The sequence below is a fragment of the Amycolatopsis sp. FDAARGOS 1241 genome (genome assembly GCF_016889705.1).
Classification (GTDB): Bacteria; Actinomycetota; Actinomycetes; order Mycobacteriales; family Pseudonocardiaceae; genus Amycolatopsis.
This window is the reverse complement of the sequence record NZ_CP069526.1, coordinates 2,494,987-2,510,554: the sequence shown is the minus strand read 5'-3', so window position 1 is coordinate 2,510,554 and position 15,568 is coordinate 2,494,987. Positions and strand designations below refer to the sequence as shown.

General features: G+C 69.6%; 17 protein-coding genes, 1 tRNA gene and 5 pseudogenes. 11 read left to right on the top strand and 12 right to left on the bottom strand.

The window, feature by feature from the left end:
- The 4 genes from I6J71_RS12470 to I6J71_RS12455 are packed head-to-tail and all read right to left on the bottom strand — an operon-like array spanning window position 1 to window position 3,287.
- Window positions 1-987, bottom strand: coding sequence for a branched-chain amino acid ABC transporter permease (locus I6J71_RS12470; RefSeq protein WP_204094863.1), 987 nt, complete (start codon window positions 985-987; stop codon window positions 1-3).
- On the bottom strand, window positions 984-1,847 hold the full coding sequence (locus I6J71_RS12465) for a branched-chain amino acid ABC transporter permease (RefSeq protein ID WP_204094862.1): 864 nt from the start codon (window positions 1,845-1,847) through the stop codon (window positions 984-986). Before I6J71_RS12465 ends, I6J71_RS12470 begins: the two co-directional genes overlap by 4 nt.
- A complete protein-coding gene (locus tag I6J71_RS12460; RefSeq protein WP_239154713.1) occupies window positions 1,840-2,553 on the bottom strand; it encodes an ABC transporter ATP-binding protein in 714 nt (237 codons plus the stop codon). The genes I6J71_RS12465 and I6J71_RS12460 overlap by 8 nt, the downstream gene beginning before the upstream one ends.
- Window positions 2,554-2,555: 2 nt before the next feature.
- Window positions 2,556-3,287, bottom strand: a complete 732-nt coding sequence (locus I6J71_RS12455) for an ABC transporter ATP-binding protein (protein WP_204097010.1) — start codon at window positions 3,285-3,287, stop codon at window positions 2,556-2,558.
- A 500-nt stretch (window positions 3,288-3,787) separates the two neighbouring features.
- On the opposite strand from I6J71_RS12455, the gene I6J71_RS12450 reads away from it, so the two are divergent.
- Both I6J71_RS12450 and I6J71_RS12440 read left to right on the top strand, forming a co-directional pair.
- Window positions 3,788-4,111, top strand: a complete 324-nt coding sequence (locus I6J71_RS12450; protein ID WP_204094861.1) for an amidase family protein — start codon at window positions 3,788-3,790, stop codon at window positions 4,109-4,111.
- A gap of 68 nt (window positions 4,112-4,179) precedes the next feature.
- Window positions 4,180-4,833: pseudogene (locus tag I6J71_RS12440) on the top strand (LamB/YcsF family protein).
- Window positions 4,834-4,971: 138 nt separating this feature from the next.
- Here the strand turns inward: I6J71_RS12440 and I6J71_RS12435 are convergent.
- The 5 genes and pseudogenes from I6J71_RS12435 to I6J71_RS12420 all read right to left on the bottom strand — a co-directional run bounded on the left by I6J71_RS12435 (window position 4,972) and on the right by I6J71_RS12420 (window position 7,502).
- Window positions 4,972-6,000: a methyltransferase gene (locus I6J71_RS12435; protein ID WP_204094858.1), complete on the bottom strand. Its 1,029-nt coding sequence runs from the start codon at window positions 5,998-6,000 to the stop codon at window positions 4,972-4,974.
- Window positions 6,001-6,471: 471 nt separating this feature from the next.
- Entirely contained in the window at window positions 6,472-6,660 is a 189-nt protein-coding gene (locus tag I6J71_RS48050; RefSeq protein ID WP_239154712.1) for a hypothetical protein, read from the bottom strand.
- A gap of 13 nt (window positions 6,661-6,673) precedes the next feature.
- Window positions 6,674-6,997 (bottom strand): annotated as a pseudogene (locus I6J71_RS50605) (cupin domain-containing protein); the annotation flags it as partial.
- Window positions 6,998-7,011: 14 nt separating this feature from the next.
- Entirely contained in the window at window positions 7,012-7,161 is a 150-nt protein-coding gene (locus I6J71_RS12425) for a hypothetical protein (RefSeq protein WP_204089048.1), read from the bottom strand.
- 143 nt (window positions 7,162-7,304) lie between these two features.
- Window positions 7,305-7,502: a hypothetical protein gene (locus I6J71_RS12420; RefSeq protein WP_204094856.1), complete on the bottom strand. Its 198-nt coding sequence runs from the start codon at window positions 7,500-7,502 to the stop codon at window positions 7,305-7,307.
- A 421-nt stretch (window positions 7,503-7,923) separates the two neighbouring features.
- Here I6J71_RS12420 and I6J71_RS12415 point away from each other — a divergent pair, with 421 nt between their 5' ends.
- Window positions 7,924-8,889 carry an NADPH:quinone oxidoreductase family protein gene (locus I6J71_RS12415; RefSeq protein WP_204094855.1) on the top strand — a complete coding sequence of 322 codons (966 nt, stop codon included), beginning with the start codon at window positions 7,924-7,926 and terminating at the stop codon, window positions 8,887-8,889.
- Between the two features lie 85 nt (window positions 8,890-8,974).
- Here the strand turns inward: I6J71_RS12415 and I6J71_RS12410 are convergent, their stop codons facing one another.
- A complete protein-coding gene (locus I6J71_RS12410; RefSeq protein WP_204094854.1) occupies window positions 8,975-9,181 on the bottom strand; it encodes a hypothetical protein in 207 nt (68 codons plus the stop codon).
- On the opposite strand from I6J71_RS12410, the pseudogene I6J71_RS50600 reads away from it, so the two are divergent.
- The 7 genes and pseudogenes from I6J71_RS50600 to I6J71_RS12380 all read left to right on the top strand — a co-directional run.
- A pseudogene (locus I6J71_RS50600) lies at window positions 9,131-9,277 on the top strand (thiamine pyrophosphate-binding protein); the annotation flags it as partial. The gene I6J71_RS12410 and the pseudogene I6J71_RS50600 sit on opposite strands and share 51 nt — an antisense overlap.
- A 12-nt stretch (window positions 9,278-9,289) precedes the next feature.
- Window positions 9,290-9,724, top strand: coding sequence for a LysR family transcriptional regulator (locus tag I6J71_RS12405; RefSeq protein WP_204094853.1), 435 nt, complete (start codon window positions 9,290-9,292; stop codon window positions 9,722-9,724).
- A pseudogene (locus tag I6J71_RS50595) lies at window positions 9,721-10,044 on the top strand (molybdopterin cofactor-binding domain-containing protein); the annotation flags it as partial. The gene I6J71_RS12405 and the pseudogene I6J71_RS50595, both read left to right, overlap by 4 nt.
- 116 nt (window positions 10,045-10,160) lie before the next feature.
- Window positions 10,161-10,529, top strand: a pseudogene (locus tag I6J71_RS50590) (molybdopterin cofactor-binding domain-containing protein); the annotation flags it as partial.
- Window positions 10,530-10,651: 122 nt separating this feature from the next.
- The gene (locus I6J71_RS48035) at window positions 10,652-10,891 is read left to right on the top strand and encodes a molybdopterin cofactor-binding domain-containing protein (RefSeq protein ID WP_239154710.1); all 240 of its coding nucleotides are present in this window, start codon (window positions 10,652-10,654) and stop codon (window positions 10,889-10,891) included.
- Between the two features lie 6 nt (window positions 10,892-10,897).
- Entirely contained in the window at window positions 10,898-11,167 is a 270-nt protein-coding gene (locus I6J71_RS12385; RefSeq protein WP_204094850.1) for a xanthine dehydrogenase family protein molybdopterin-binding subunit, read from the top strand.
- On the top strand, window positions 11,164-11,778 hold the full coding sequence (locus tag I6J71_RS12380; protein WP_204094849.1) for a nuclear transport factor 2 family protein: 615 nt from the start codon (window positions 11,164-11,166) through the stop codon (window positions 11,776-11,778). The genes I6J71_RS12385 and I6J71_RS12380 overlap by 4 nt, the downstream gene beginning before the upstream one ends.
- Before the next feature lie 346 nt (window positions 11,779-12,124).
- Here the strand turns inward: I6J71_RS12380 and I6J71_RS12375 are convergent.
- Together I6J71_RS12375 and I6J71_RS12370 are read right to left on the bottom strand one after the other, a co-directional pair.
- Window positions 12,125-12,198 (bottom strand) — tRNA-Ile (locus I6J71_RS12375).
- A 440-nt stretch (window positions 12,199-12,638) separates the two neighbouring features.
- Window positions 12,639-12,851: a hypothetical protein gene (locus I6J71_RS12370; protein ID WP_204094848.1), complete on the bottom strand. Its 213-nt coding sequence runs from the start codon at window positions 12,849-12,851 to the stop codon at window positions 12,639-12,641.
- Window positions 12,852-12,980: 129 nt separating this feature from the next.
- On the opposite strand from I6J71_RS12370, the gene I6J71_RS12365 reads away from it, so the two are divergent.
- Window positions 12,981-15,548: a LuxR C-terminal-related transcriptional regulator gene (locus tag I6J71_RS12365; protein WP_204094847.1), complete on the top strand. Its 2,568-nt coding sequence runs from the start codon at window positions 12,981-12,983 to the stop codon at window positions 15,546-15,548.
- Window positions 15,549-15,568: the final 20 nt, after the last annotated feature.

Genomic DNA, 15,568 nt, shown 5'->3' with positions numbered 1-15,568 from the left:
TCAATCTCCCTTCAGGTTGTGCACTCTGGATGTCCGCCTCCGAAACAGGCCCGCCACACCATCCGGGAGGAAGATCAGCACGAGGATCAGCGCCACGCCGTAGACGACGATCTCGTAGTTGCCCGACGCACCCGGCACCAGATCCGGGATGGTCGTCTTGGCGGCTTCCGAGAGTGTGATCACCACGAACGCCCCCAGCGGCGCGCCCCACACCGTCCGCAGTCCGCCGACCGTCGCAACCACGAGGAACTGGATCGACACGAGGATGCCGAGCATGCTCGGGTCCGCGAACGATGACCAGTGCACGTACAGTCCGCCGCTGATCGCCGCGAGCACGGCCGACAGCGCGAACATGCCCCGCCGCAGCGCGGAGATCGACACCCCGCTGGCGGCGGCCGCGATGGGGCTGTCACCCACCGCCGTCACGGCACGCCCGAGTGGCGAGCGCAGCAGCGAATCGACGACCACGGTTGCCAGCAGCAGCACCGCGGCGACCAGGTAGTACACGGACAGGTCGCTGGAGAGCTCCAGTCCGAACAGGCTGATCGACGGCACGGCGGTGATCCCGCTCGTCGCACCCGTCAGCGGCAGCTGCGCGAACAGGAAGTTCAGCGTCAACCCGAACGACAGCGTCGCCAGCGCGAGGTAGTGACCCTGCACTCGGAACAGGAAGCGCCCCAGGACCCACGCGACGACCGCCGCCAGAACCGCCCCGCCGGCGATGCCGAGGACCGGCGTCACGCCCAGCCGCGTGCTCAGCAACGCCGACGTGTACCCGCCGATGCCGTAGAACCCCGCTTGCCCGATGGAGATCTGCCGGCCGTGGCCGGTCAGCGGCACCAAGCCGAGCGCCGTGATCGCCTGGAGTCCCATGACGACGGCCACCGACATCGTGTAGAACGGCACCCGCGTGAAGATCGCGGGCACCAGCAGCAGCACGGCGAGGAACACCGCGTAGCCGGTCCAGCGCGTGCGCAGCACGGTCATACGCGGTCCACCCTCGCACCTCGCCGCAGCAGCCCGCCCAGCCGGATCAGCAGCACGACCAGCAGCAGGCCGAAAGTCAGCGTGTCCTTGTACTCGCTCGACAGGTAGCCGGTCGCGTACGTCTCGACCAGCCCGATCACCAGCCCACCCGCGACCGCACCAATCGGCGACCCGAGCCCGCCGATCACCGCCGCCGTGAAGCCCTTGAGGCCGAGCACGACGCCGATCGTCGCGTCCGGTGGCTGCAGCGGGGCGAGCACGGTGCCGGCGATCGCCGCCAGCCCGGCCGCCAGCGCGAAGACGGACAGGCCCATTCGCTCCGGCGAGATCCCCGTGAGCCGGGCGGCGGCTACGTCCATCGCGCTCGCCCGCATGGCCGTGCCGGTCGGCGTGCGCGTGAGGAACAACCACAGCAGCACCATCACGACCAGGGTCACGCCGGCGCACCACACGTACTGCGACGGCAGCACGATCCCGGCGAAGCGCAGCGGCCGGCTGGGTCCGAAGGGCGGCGCGAAGTGCGCGTCGGCGCCGAACACGAGCAGCGCCGCGCCCTGAAGGACGATGGACACCCCGATGGTGAGGATCATCAGCCGGTCGTGCCCGGCTCGGCGCGCGGGCAGGATCACCAGTGCGTAGGTCAGGATCCCGACCACGGTGGTGAGCACGATCGACAACACCGCCGCGACCGGCGTGCCGAACCCGGCTTCACGCAGCACCGCGAACAGCAGCCCGCCGACAGCCACGAAGTCACCTTGGGCGAAGTTGATCACGCCCGTGACCTGAAAGATCAGCGCGATCCCGAGCCCGACCAGCGCGTACGTAGTACCGGTCGCCAGACCGGTGAACAACTCAGCCACGGGTGTCTCCGAGGTATGCGGACTGCACCCGTTCGTCGTCGCGCAGCTGCTCGACCGGGCCGGACGTGACGACCTCACCGCGGTCGAGCAGGTAGCCGCGCGAGGCGAGGCCGAACGCAACGGCAGCGTTCTGCTCCACCAGCGCCACCGTCACTCCACTGTGGACGAGCCGCGCGAGCGCGTCGGTCACCTCGCGGACAGCCAGCGGAGCCAGGCCGAGCGACGGTTCGTCGAGCAACAGCAGCCGGGGTCGGCCCATCAGCGCGCGGCCGATCGCGAGCATCTGCTGTTCGCCACCCGAGAGCGTCCCGGCGTTTTGACCACGGCGCTCCAGCAGACGCGGGAACAGATCGAACACCTCGTTCGCGCGTTCGGTGACGTGGCGGCCGCGGACTCGGCGGTAGGCGCCGAGCCGCAAGTTCTCCTGTACGGACAGCCCCACGAACACCCGCCGGCCTTCCGGTACCAGCACGAGCCCGGCCAGCGCGCGGCGTTCGGCGGGCCAGCGCGTGACGTCCTCGCCGTCGAACTCGACCTTGCCCCGCCACGGCCGCAGCAACCCGGACACGACGCCGAACAGCGTGCTCTTGCCCGCGCCGTTCGGCCCGATAAGGGCGACCGCCTCCTCGGCGTCGACCTCGAGGTCGACGCCGTGCAGCGCTTCGATCGCGCCATACCCGGCGACGAGCCCTTCCACCCGCAGCACGCTCAGTCGCCCTCCCCGAGGTAGGCGCGGCGCACGGCGGGGTCGGCAACCACCTCTTCGGGTGTGCCGGTGGCGAGCACGGCGCCGCGGTCGAGCACGACGATCCGCTGCGACACGGCGAGGACACTGCTGACGTCGTGCTCCACGAGCACCACGGTGATGCCGTCGCCGGCGAGGTCGGCGAACAGCTGCGCTGCCCGGCCACCCTCCACGCGGGACAGTCCGGCGAGCGGTTCATCGAGCAGCAGCAACTGCGGTTCGGCCGCGAGCGCCCGCGCGAGCTCGACGCGCCGCTGCAGCCCGTAGGCCAGCGTCCCGGCGAGCCGATCGGCGTGCTCGGCGATGCCGACGCGATTGAGCACGGCCATCGCGTCCTGCCGCTCGGCGGCGCGGCGTGGTCCGGACCTGTGCACGCGGCGACGGACCCAGCGCGGCACAAGCACGTTGTCCAGCACCGTGAGTGAGCCGAACACCTGCAGGTTCTGGAACGTGCGGGCGACGCCGAGCCGCGAGACCTGCTCGGGGGCACGGCGTGTGATGTCCCTGCCGCACAGCCGGATGGAACCCGACTTGAGCCGGGTGACGCCGGACAACGCGTTGAGCAGCGTGGTCTTACCGGCCCCGTTCGGTCCAATGAGGCCGAGTACACCACCGGAGTCGTGGCGCAGGGTCACGTGGTCGACCGCGCGCACGCCACCGAACTGCACCGTGGCGTCCGCCACCTCGATCTCCACCGCTCCCCCTCCGGGCGCCCTTCCACGATCGGCACTTGATCAACGTAGAACTTCATCATTGACCAACACGGTGGACGGTGGTGAAGAACCGGGCGTTCGTCACACGCCGGAGCGGATCGGAGTGCCCGATCACACTCTCGGCCCAGCTATAGCCGCCGATCGACGCGCAATGTTGTTTGCCCGCCCCATACCCGTCCAGACCCGCGCCCACGACGCCGGCTGCACTGCGACCAGGTCCGCGGCGTCGGTCGGCACCACAGCGACATCTCTGGCACAAAAACCCGGCCGCTTCAACGTGCGCAGCTGGAGCGCGACATCCCAGCCGATGCCCCGACCGTCGGATCGTGCTCGAACGTGGCTGGATCGTCGGTGGGCTCTGGATGTCCGCTCGCGTCTTCCAGCGTGAAGGCGTTGATCGAAGTGTCCTTCGGTCGTCACCCCGCCGCCAGGCCGCCGAAGTGAGCTGCTTCACCGCGAACTGTTGCGGGTCCGGGCAATTCATGAAGCTACCGGTGCACCTCACGGAGGCGAACGGGCTCAGCGCGCCGGTGTACCCGACCTGCCAGGTCGTCCCACCCGCCCGCGACGGCACCGACTCCGGCCCGTGGAACACGCTCAACTTCCCCACCAACACCGCCATCAGCTCGCAGAGCTCAATGCCCGCCACCACTGTCCCGTCCGGACTCACCGACGCCGGCCTGCCGGTCGGTATGGAGGTCCTGGCCCGGCCGTACGACGGACCGACCGTGTTCGCCGTGGCACACGGCTTCGAAACGGTGGGGCTGCACCGGCACCTGCCCGACGCCACGCCGGTGCCGGCGTGAGCGGTGCGGAGCCGGGACCTCGGGTCGACCTCAACCGCGACATCGGCGAGGGGTTCGGGCGCCGGCGGATGCCGTTCGACGCCGAGCTGATGAAACTGGTGACGACCGTCAACGTGGCCGCCGGCTGCCACGCCGGCGACCCGTCGCTGATCCGGTCGACGATCCGGACTGCGGTCGAGGAAGCTCTGGACATCGCAGACGGCTGGAAGTGACCCCGAAGAGGTGTACGACCTGTGCACGTACCAAATCGGCGCGGTCGGCGCCTTCGTCCGGGCCGAGGGGGCCGGCTGACCCACGCGAAACCGCACGGCGCGCTCTACGGGATGGCCGCCGTCGAACCCGCGCTCGCGGCCGCCGTAGCGCGCGCCACGGCGGAGTTCGACCCGCAACTGACGGTGTTCCTGCTGCGGGAGGAACTGCGTTCCCCAATCGAGGAGCACGGCGTCCGGCTCGTCGTCGAAGGGTTCCCCGAACTCGACTACGACGACGGCGCCGCCTCGTCACCGGCCTCCCCGAAGCCGGCTCCGGCTCGCCCCGCTGTCCCGCTCAGCCGGATTTCGCCCAGCGGCGCGGGCTGGGGCCGACCGAACTGGACTGCCCGGGCGAAGCGACCACGTCGATGGTCTCCCGCAGCATCTGCCGCGGCGCAGCTTCACAGGGAAGTGCCACTGAACGATTCCTCGCTGCCAATCGCGGCCGCGCGCGGCTGGTCACACTCGTGATCGGCGCAAACGACGTCGAGGACTGCACGACGGCGGCCGGGATCGACCTCGCGCGCGCGAATGACCGAAGCCCAAGCGGTCTTGCCTCTTGGACTTCGGCTATTCGCCGGCAGCGTGTGCTGTACCAGCAGGGGCAGATCAGACAGGCACGGTTTCGATCACGGCGAAGGCGCCGGCCGGAGTGACCTTGGTGCTTTGCAGTCCCGCGGCGGCGAATAGGGCGTCGAATTCAACGGTGTCGCGTTCTCTTCCGCCCGTCATGTCGAGCATGTTCATGTCCATCAATGGGGCAATACCGGGAACGCCGATCTCAGGGATGAGGAGGTCAGCGACAACAACCCTGCCGCCCTCCTGGAGCGAGGCGCAGCAGTTCTTCAGAATGCTCACGCAGTCGTCGTCGTCCCAGTCGTGCATGATGTACTTCAGGATGTACAGGTCAGCCGGGGGGACTGCCTCGAAGAAGTTGCCGCCGACCGCGGTGAACCGTCCATCGAGTCCATCAGCCTTCGCGGCGGCCTCAGCGTCGGGGATGATGTGCGGCAGATCGAAGACGCCTCCCCGCAGCTCCGGATTCGCCTGCATCAGGGCACGGATGACTTCGCCGCCCGCGCCCCCGACGTCGAAGGCGAGCCTGACGCCCTGCGTGTCGAGCACCGCCGCGATGTCCTGAGCCGCAGCGCGCGACAGGTTCCCCATGGACTCGGTGAAGAATCCAGCCTCGTCAAGGTGCTGGCCGAAGTAGTCGAAGATCGTCTCGTCTCCGTGAGCTGCTTTGATCTGACGCTCGCCACTGCGCACGGCTTCCGGGAACAGCCCCCAAGGCAGCCAGTGACCCGGCGCGGCCTGGGAAATGGCGAAACCACGCAATGAGTTGGGATCGTCCTTGGCCAGGGTGCCCAGCAGGGATGTAGCGCTGTAGTGTGCACCGCCGTCTTTGCTGGTCATCAGGCCCAGCGAGGCGCAGGCCCGCATGAGACGCCGGGTCGCGCCAAGGTTGATGCCTTGCGCCTCAGCGACCGCGTCAGGGGTGTCGGTTCCCTGCGCGAGGTGATCCGCGAGGTTGTAGATGGCCGCCGCACGAACCGTCTGGGTAACCCAGAAGCCGGTCACCATACCCATCATGCGGTCATAGTCCTGCGGTCCGGCCGGGATGGGGATGTTTGGCACGGCACTCTCCTGTTTCTTTCAGTTCGTCCTTATCGATCGCACGTGGCACCCTTGGACGCTACCGTCCAAGTCGATCACGACGTGGACCCGGGCATCCGTGCTCGTTTTCACCTAGTGACGGCAGCCTTACCAGCACCCCTTCACCGCCACGCCACAGCCGGTGTTGACCGCCTGGCGACCGCCTGAACAGGTCGACGCGGTCAAGTCAGGGCTGGTGGAGGTGCTGACGTGCATCCCCGATCACCCAGCTGCTCATCGAGGCCGATCGGTGGACGGGTGCTCCGACAAGCTGGTGCACGCGCCGGGCAAGACCGCGCCTGACAACCCGGCATATCCACCCGGAACCTTGGCGCAGGCTGCCCTCATGGGACTAATAAGTCCATATCTGCTGAGCTGGGACGATGCTCTTTGCCCGTCCTTACCTGCAACTCTTGCCTTTTCTTCCCTGGCTTCTGAGAAGCTGATAGTCCATTACGACAAAAATCTGTCCGCCCGCGGTTTGAGCCCGTACCGGGTGATGAGGTCCGGCAGCCAATCGGGGGTGGCGAACTCCACTCCGTACTCGGCCGCGAGGCGTGCCATCTCCCCTTCGGCGGGCGGGCCGCCCGCGATCAGGTCGGACAGGTCGTGGAAGAACCCTTCGAAGCCGCCCGGGGGCAATGACCTCGATCATCCGCGCGGGCGTCGTGCCGGCGTTCCACATCGTGTGGACTTCTCCGCGTGGCTTGGTGATGTATCCGCCCGCGCCGAGCACGACCTCGCGGTCGCCGGATCGGAAACCGATCTCCCCCTCGGTCACGATCGAGTACTCGTCCTCACGGGTGTGCCGGTGCGGAATGACCAGTGCCCCGACGGGGAAGGGGTGCTCCACGATCGACACAGCACCTCCTGTCTCGTGGCTCCAGAGCTTGAAGGCCACGCCGACGATTCCGAGGTCCCCCTGCTTTCCCGCTCCTGGTTGCACGATCGTCAGTGGGGGAGGTGTTAGGTCGCTCATGGTGACTCCCTGTGTCATTGATGTGACGTGCTGCCGGCGTCGTCCGGCTCGACAGGTGGCGAGGCCGGGTCAGCGGGCGGGGCTTCGCGGTCGCGAGCGAGCTGGGCGATGAAGTATTCAGGGTCGTCCGGGTCGAAATGCCGTTCGGTGGACTCCACCGGCATGGCTGGCTCCCATCAGCTCGGGGGGCTGCGGCTTGTGTCCGTTGGCCGCCGTTGTCACGTCGATTGGCGTAACCCGAGGGCGGAATCTTTCCGGGGGGTCGGCGAAAACTTGCCCTGAAGTTCCCCAACGGGCGCCCATCCGCTCAACGCAACTGCCCGCGCCGGGCGCCTCGCCACGCGCGATCCTGTTGGTGTCGCTGGAGCCGGACCGCGGGCAAGTTCGATGCGGCGTGCGTCGCGTCCTTGTCGGGTCCTGGCTCGACGAAGGTCATCGAGCCCAGCGACGGGCAGGTCGACCCGGTAATGTTGATCGCCGCAGCGACGCTGTCGGAGGTGGACATTCAGGAGTCGAGCGTGGCCGCGGAGGATCTCCGAAGGCCAGTGGTTCTGGCACGAACCGGTGCGTGGACTGCGGGCATGGTCCTTGCAAGTCGCCCGGGCTCAGGTTGGCGCGACCATGGTGCGGATCGTCACCACTGACGACATTCGAGAGGTTGTGTCCTACCGGCGCGATCGACGCGTACAGCTGTGCAACGGCCATCGCGGCACCGGGAGCGCCAGTCCCGTGGTAACGCCGGCCCTCGCCTCCCGGGGCACGCTGACCGTTGATCGATGCTGACCAAAGGTGAGAGGGCATCAACACCCCGATCACCATCGAGGAGGGCGTCTCAGCCTACGACGAGCTCAACGCCCTGGTCCGCGAGCTCGTGCTCGGGTGCATTTTCGGAAAGGAGCACTGTGTTCTCTGGTCGCGCATGGCGTGTGGTGAAGTTCGGCGAACCGGGCGAGGCGGCTGAACTCCAGGAGATGACCTGGGCTGAGCCGTCGCCCGGGCAGGTGCTCATTCGGGTCCGGGCTGCGGGAGCGGGGTTCCCGGACCTGATGATGACGAGCGGCAATTTCCCGCTGCTGGGTGCCCCGCCTTTCGGTCTTGGGGAGGAAGCCGCGGGCGAGGTCGTCGCCGTGCCCCCAGGCTCTTCCTTCTCCGCCGGTGAGCAGGTGAGCGGTATCACTGATTTCGAACGAGGGTGGGGAGGTTATGCGGACTACGTGTACCTGCGCGAGCGCTCCACGATCCGGATTCCTCGGGGGATGACGGACGAACAGGCGGCTGGTTTCCCGATCGGCTTCCGCACGGCGTACGCGGGGCTGGTCGAGCGCGCTCCAGTCGAACCGGGTCAGAGTCTGCTTGTTCTCGGTGCCGCCGGGAGCAGCGGGGCCACCGCTGTGCAACTCGGCAAGGTGCTCGGCGCGACGGTGATCGCCGTCGCGGGAAGCCAGGAGAAGGTGGACTTCTGCGCGCGGTTGGGCGCCGACCACGTCCTCAACCACCGGACGGACGACTTGACGGCGCGGATCGCGGAAATCACCAACGGCCGCGGCCTCGACCTCATCTACGATCCAGTGGGCGGCGACACGGCTGCCACGGTGGTGAAGAGCATCGCGCGCAACGGGCGTATCGCCATGATCGGCCTGGCGAGCGGTGCGCCGGTGCCCCTCGACCCCATGGACATACTGCTGCGCAACTACACGGTGGTCGGTGTGCTGGCGAGCCCGTCCGACGCGCAGACGGAGGCAGCCGTGTGGCAGCGCCTGACCGAACTGGCGGCGCAGGGTGCGATCACGACGCCGGTGGGCGCGGTGTACGCGTTCGATGAGGTGCCGCGGATGATCGCGCGACAAAGTGCCCCGCCGGCGGGCAAGTCCATTGTGCGAGTGGCCGGCTGAGGACCGGCGCTCACCGCACGTGGTGCCGCGGCGACGGCGACCCCGGCCGCCAGGGCGGGCGTCCGCCGCGGGCCTGAAGACCCGGCTACAGCGACACATATTCGCGGGTCTTTCCGCGCACGTGCGGCCGCGCATCGTCGAGCGGGTCGACTACACCCATCCCAACCCCGAGCACCGCTGAAAGGCCACTGATGACCGCAATCGCGAGAAAAGCCTCGCCGGCCCATGGCGTGTCTGCGATTGGGGCGTAGTCGGCGACGCGCTGAATCCGATCACCGATGCGCCGTGCCATGAGTCGCGGATCCAGTGGATGGGCGTTCGCCATGAGGAAGCCGGCGCGTTCGCCGCGGGCGCGCAGGCACAGCTGACGGCCGGGAGCGCGAGACCTTGGCATCCTCGTATGCAACTGGAGAACGTCGACCTGAATCTGCTGAAAGCGCTGGAAATCCTGCTCGACGAGCGCCATCTCGGCCGGGCCGCCGCGCGGTCGCACCTGAGCCAGTCGGCCATGAGCGCAACCCTCACGCGGCTTCGGGCCACGTTCGACGATGAGCTGCTGGTGCGCACCGCCCACGGCTACGAATTGACGCTCCGCGCCCGGACCGTGCGACACGAGCTCGCGCTGCTCATGCCCCGGCTGCGGACGCTCGTGCGCGGCGACGAATTCGTCCCGGAATCGTCGACGGACGTCGTACGCATTCACTGCACCGACTACATGACGCGTGTGTTGGGCGCCGTATTGTTAGGGCACGTCTTCGGGCAGGCGCCGGCCGTTTCGGGTTCGGGCAGAAGAACACGCAGCAGCCGCACACCGCGGCGATCGCGCTCGCCGTGAGGAAGCTCGGCCGCCCGGTCAAGCTGGTGCTGTCGCGCAAGGAAACGTTCCACCAGGCCAGCTTCCGGCCCGAAACGCGCCACCGCGTGCGGCTCGGCGCCGACGCCGACGCCGACGGCAAGCTCCACGCCTTGATCCACGACGTCGACCAGCAGACCTCGCAGCACGACCTGTTCCCCAGCACCGCCACCATCATCACATCCCGGCTCTACGGGTTCGAGACGTTCGGCGGCCGGGCCCGCCTGATCCGCAACGACGTCCAGACTCCCGGGTACGTGCGGGCGCCGTTCGAGGGCGCGGCCGCGTTCGCCGTCGAGTCGGCGATGGACGAACTCGCGTATGCGCTCGACCGCGACCCCGTCGACCTGCGGCTGGCCAACGACACCGCGAACGACCCGATCACCGGGCGCCCGTTCTCCACGCGGTTCCTCGGCGAATGCCTGCGCCGCGGCGCCGAGCAGTTCGGCTGGGAGGGCCGCGACCCGCAACCCGGTTCGATGATCGCCGAGGACGGCAGCATCGTCGGCTGGGGCGTTTCGGCCGGTGCCTCCCCGGGCAAGGTCAGCCCCGCCGTCGCGCACCTCACCGCGCGCGCCGACGGCACGGTGCGCGTCACCTCGACGGGCACGAGATGGGCCAGGGCCTGCGCACCGCGTCGGCGCTGCTGGTCGCCGAGAACCTCGGGATCCCGATCGCCGACGTCGAGGTCGTCGTCGGCGACACCCGTGTCGCGCCGCAGCACCTCACCGCCGGGTCATGGGGCACGGCGAGCGCGCTGTCCGCGATCGACTCGGGACTCGTGGAGCTGCGCAAGCACCTCGACTCCCCCGCGACGGGCGACGTCGACGTGGCCGCGGCCGTGGCGAACTCCGGCGGCCCGAGGTCGAGGTCGCGGTATCGCAGCTCGGGGTCGGCCAGCCGCCGGAGATGCAAGAGCGCGCCGCGAGCGGCGTCACGATCTACACCGGCCCCGTTCACCCGGACTGCGTCACGCTCAGCTGGGCCGCGCATTTCGTGGAGGTGCGAGTGGAACCGACCACGCGGCGGATCCGGGTGCCGCGCGTGCTGAGCGTCGTCGACTGTGGCCGGGTGGCCAGCCCGGTGACCGCGGCGAGCCAGGTCCGAGGCGGCGCCGTGTGGGGCATCGGCGCCGCGCTTGCGCGATAAAGCGTCGTGGACGAACGCTACGGCGGGTTCCTCAATTCGACGCTGGAGGACTACCTGGTCGAGGTCAACGCCGACGTGCAGCGCATCGACGTCGACTTCATCGACGAACCGGACCTGTTGTTCAACTCCGTCGGGGTCAAGGGTCTCGCCGAGATCGCGATGGTGGGGGTGATGTCGGCTGTCGCCAACGCGGTGTTCCACGCGACCGGGCTCCGGCAACGCCGCCTCCCGATCCGCATCGAGGACGTGCTGGACGAGGAAGGACGAGCCCGATGAACGACCAGGCGGCGGCGAAGGCCGAGATCTTCGAGGTCGTGCAGAACTGGGTGCTGTGGCGCGACACCGACGACTGGGAGCGGTTCGCCACGGTCTGGCACGCGGCCGGGCACATGAGCGCGACCTGTTTCCACGGCCCGGCCGCCGACTTCATCGCCGCGAGCCGTGCCGGCAGCGTCGGCGGCGCGCAGGTGCAGCGCCTCCTCGGCGGCACCACCGTCGAAGTGGCCGGTGACCACGCGATCGCCCAGACGCGGGTGTCCATCCTGCAGCGCGCCACTGTGGACGGTGTCGAGATCGACGTGACCAATGTCGGCCGCTTCCACGACTTCTTCCTCCGCGACGAGCGGGGCTGGTGCATCCGGCCCTGCCGGGGCGTCCACGAGAAGAACTGGGTCACCCCGGTCGACGTCACCCGATCACCGCGGTTCGACGACGAGCTGCTCGGCGCGTACCCGCCCGGGTACCGCTACACGGCGTATGTGCAGACGAAAAGCGGCCTCACCGTGCGCCAGGGCTTGCCCGGCCACGCCGGCCCCGAGCTGGATCAGCTGTACCAGGAGGGCAAGACCTGGCTGGCCGGCGCCGAGGACCCCGGCCCGGCGGTCTGAGACCGCTGTGCCCGAGGTGCCTGACTGGCTCGCGGTGTAGTCGAAAGAGAGTGACTCCGCGGTGCGGAAGTTCGGACGTTGCCGGAAGTATTCGAAGCAGCGCTCAAGTTCTGGCCGGCCGACCTCAGGAGCCAGCTTCGACCTGTTCTCGTCGTCGAGGTAGTTCAGCAACATGGCGACGCTGTCCAGGTACGCATCAATTGTCGAGTCAGCGCGGTTCTTGATGAGATCAGTCGTACTCGGTCAATCCCTTGGCTTCCACACGTTGTGGCGGTTATCGACCGCTCGTCAAGATCGACTCGTGCACTTATTTCCGCAGGTCAAGCTACAATCTAGACGCGAAGAGTGGGCCGGGTCGGGCTCGAACCGACGGCCAAGGGATTATGAGTCCCCTGCTCTAACCAACTGAGCTACCGGCCCCGTGAGCTGATGCTCGTTTGCATTCGCACATGAGCCCCAGTTCGATCCAAAATATCACAGTGCCCGGGCTGGGCTGATCCAGCAGGCCGATCAAGTCGAGGTGTACCACGGGGTGGGATGGGACGTCCACAGTGATCGCCGTCGGGGCCGTGGGATGGCGCCCCCGAGAGCAGTTCTAGCGTGTCCGGTGGTGGCAGCGTGGCGGCCGCCGTGGTGGCGGTGTTGATCCGGCCGTCCTCGCGGCTCGACGAATCGCCGCGGAGGAGCTGCCGGTCCGGCCGCGGCGCGACGGTGAGCCGGGGAGAACGATCGCTCCCCTCGGCCGGATTCCACGGGAGCCATCAGCGCCCCGGTCACCGACAGTGAGCTAGTACGCGTGAGCCGTGTACAGCGCGGAAATCGCGGTCACCCGAATGTCCGAGTGTTGAAAAAGCCGGAAATCACGGGACTTGCTGCATCGAGACCACGTCGAGACCCAGGACGCGGAACAGGGTCAGCAGGCGGTGCAGGCGTTCCTCGTCGGTGACGTGGCAGTAGATGATCGTCTCGGGTGGGGCGGCGGTGACTTCCAGCTCGCCGAAGCCGAGCACGGCGTGGGTCGCGCGGTCGGACAGGCGGCCCGACACGCGGAACACGTAGCTGGACTCGGACACGGCGCCTCCAGTTTTCCCTGGGCGACAGCGTCGCGAGCGGGCCGGGGTGTGTCCTCGCCCGTACCTGATGAGCTCGTGTTCGCGCGGTGCGCGTGCGACAGTGTGAACCACGGGCGGAGGGAGAAGAGCGTGTCCCACAACGAAAAGCCGCGGGTCGCGCGGCGGAAGCGCTCGGTGCCGGAGCTGCCGGAGGGCTTCGTGTCGCGGCCGCGGCTGCTGGCGGCGCTCGACCGGGTCGGGCCGGACGCGGCGACGATGGTGTGCGCACCGGCGGGATCCGGCAAGACCTTGCTCCTCGCGGAGTGGCTCAGGCGCGGCGGACTCGGTTCCGCGGCTTGGCTTTCCCTTGATGCGGCCGACAACGACGAGCGCCGTTTCTGGTCCGGGGTGCTCGAAGCTCTCACGCCCGCGGCGCCTTCGCTCGGCCGGCTCGACGCCGACAGCCGCGCGTTCCTCGCCGACCTCGTCGACGCCCTCGACACGCTCGACCGGCCGCTGCGGCTGGTGCTGGACGACGTCCACGAGCTCGTCGCCACCGAAGCGTTGCGGGGCGTGGAGCAGCTGCTGCGCCTGCGCCCGCGCGGCCTGCGCCTGGTCCTCTCGACGCGCTGGGACCCGCCACTTCCCCTGGCCCGCCTGCGGTTGTCCGGGCGCCTGGCCGACCTGGGCTCCGACCACCTGCGCTTCCGGCCCGACGAAGCCGCGGCTCTGCTCAAAGCCGAGGGCGTGCCGATCGGTGCCGAGCAGGTCGAACACCTCGTGCGCTGCACCGAAGGCTGGGCGAGCGGGCTGCGGCTCGCGGCCGGCTCGCTGGAGAACGGCGGCGAGTTCACCGGCGCGAGCCCGACGGTGAGCGCCTACCTCGTCGACGAGGTCCTCGCGCCACTGTCCGAAGAGGAGCGTGAGTTCCTGCGCGAGATCAGTGTCTGCGAACGGGTTTCCGCCTCACTGGCCACCGCGTTGTCCGGCCGCGCCGACGCCGGCGAGCTGCTGGCCCGGCTGGAGCACCGCACGGCGATGCTGTTCCGCACCGGCGCCGGCCGCCGGATCTACCGGATGCACGGGCTGCTGCGCTCCCACCTGCTCACCGACCTCATGCTGCGCACCCCGCGCCGCGTCCCGGCACTGCACCGGCGCGCGGCCGAATGGCTCCGCGCCCGCCACCAGGCCGGCGAGGCCGTCACGCACGCGCTCGAAGCCGGCGATGCCGCGCTCGTCGCCGACCTGCTGCGCCGCCACGCGCTCGACCTGCTGCTGGCCGGCGAGCACGACGTGCTGCGGCGCGCCCGCGCCGTCCTGAGCGACGACGTGGTGGGCGACGACCCGTGGCTCGCCCTCACCGGCGCGCTCGAGCACCTCGACGCTGCTCGCCCGGGCGCCGCGCGCGCCCAGGTCACGCTGGCCGAGCGGGCGTGGCCGCGCGAGCCGTCACGGGAGTTGCACGCGTTGCGCGGCCTCGTCGGCGCCCGCTTCGCGCACGCGGCGGGTGACGTCGACGCCGAGCCCGGCATCGACGCCGTTGCCGAGCGGGGATCCGCACTCAGCGCGATGACGCTGCTCGACTCCGGCCAGGCACTGCTCGCCGCCGGGCGCCCGTACGAGGCGCGCCGGCCCGTCGAGTCGGCGCTGGCGTTCGCCCGCGCCCACGGCCACGGGCACCTGGAAGTGCAGTGCCTCACCGCGCTCGGCGGCATCGCCTCGGCCACGGGCGACTTCCGGGCCATGGCGGCGCTCGCCCGCGACGCCGACGAGCTCGCCCGCGCCCACGGCTGGCTCGACACCGTCACCGGCGCGAAGAACTCACTCCTGCTCGCCTGCGCGGCCCTGCTGCGCGCCGACGCGTCGGCCTGCCTCGCCGAAATCGACCGCGTGACCGCGGTGCTCGCCACCTCCGACACGCTCGGCCAGCCCGGGCTCGGCCTCCTGTCGGCCACTCTCGGCGGCGCGGCCCGGTTCGACAACGGCCAGCGCTCCGCGGGCCTGCGCCTGATGCACGAGGCCCGCCTGGCCGAGGGCCCGGGCCCGCTGCCGGACGGGGTCGTCGCCCTCACCACCGTGTGCGAGCACGACGCGGCGACCCGCCTCGGCCGCGGCGAGACGGCGCGCGAGGTGCTGGGCTGGGCCCGGGAACGCATCCCGGCGGCCGGCGAGGTCCTGCTCATCCGCGCGAGCACGCAGGTCGTGCTCGGCCGCGACGGCCACGCCCGCAACCTGCTCAAACCGCTGCTCGACGGATCCGTCGCACCCGTGCTCGCGTGGACGTCGATCACCGCGTGGCTGCTCGAAGCCGAGATCGCGCTGCGCTGTGGCGAGCCCGTCCGCGCGCGCCGCGCGATCGCGAAAGCCCTCGCCCCGGCCGAACGGCTCGGTGTGCTCCGGCCGCTGGTGTCGGCCGCCCCGGAGGTGCTCGACCTCGCGCTGCTCGACACCCCCGGGAGCCGCCGCTTCACCACGGACCTGCGCCGCGCGCGGGCCGTGCGCGGCCGCCAGCCCGACGCGGTCGCGCTCACCGAACGCGAACGCACGGTGCTGCGCCTCCTGCCGACGGTCCGCTCGCTCGATGAGATCGCGGGCGACCTCATGGTTTCGCCCAACACCGTGAAAACGCACGTGCGCGCTCTGTACCGGAAACTGGGCGTGGGCTCGCGCCGGGAGGCCGTGCGGTCGGCCCTGCGCCGCGGACTGGTCGACAGTTAGGACCTTCGGCCCTTACTCCT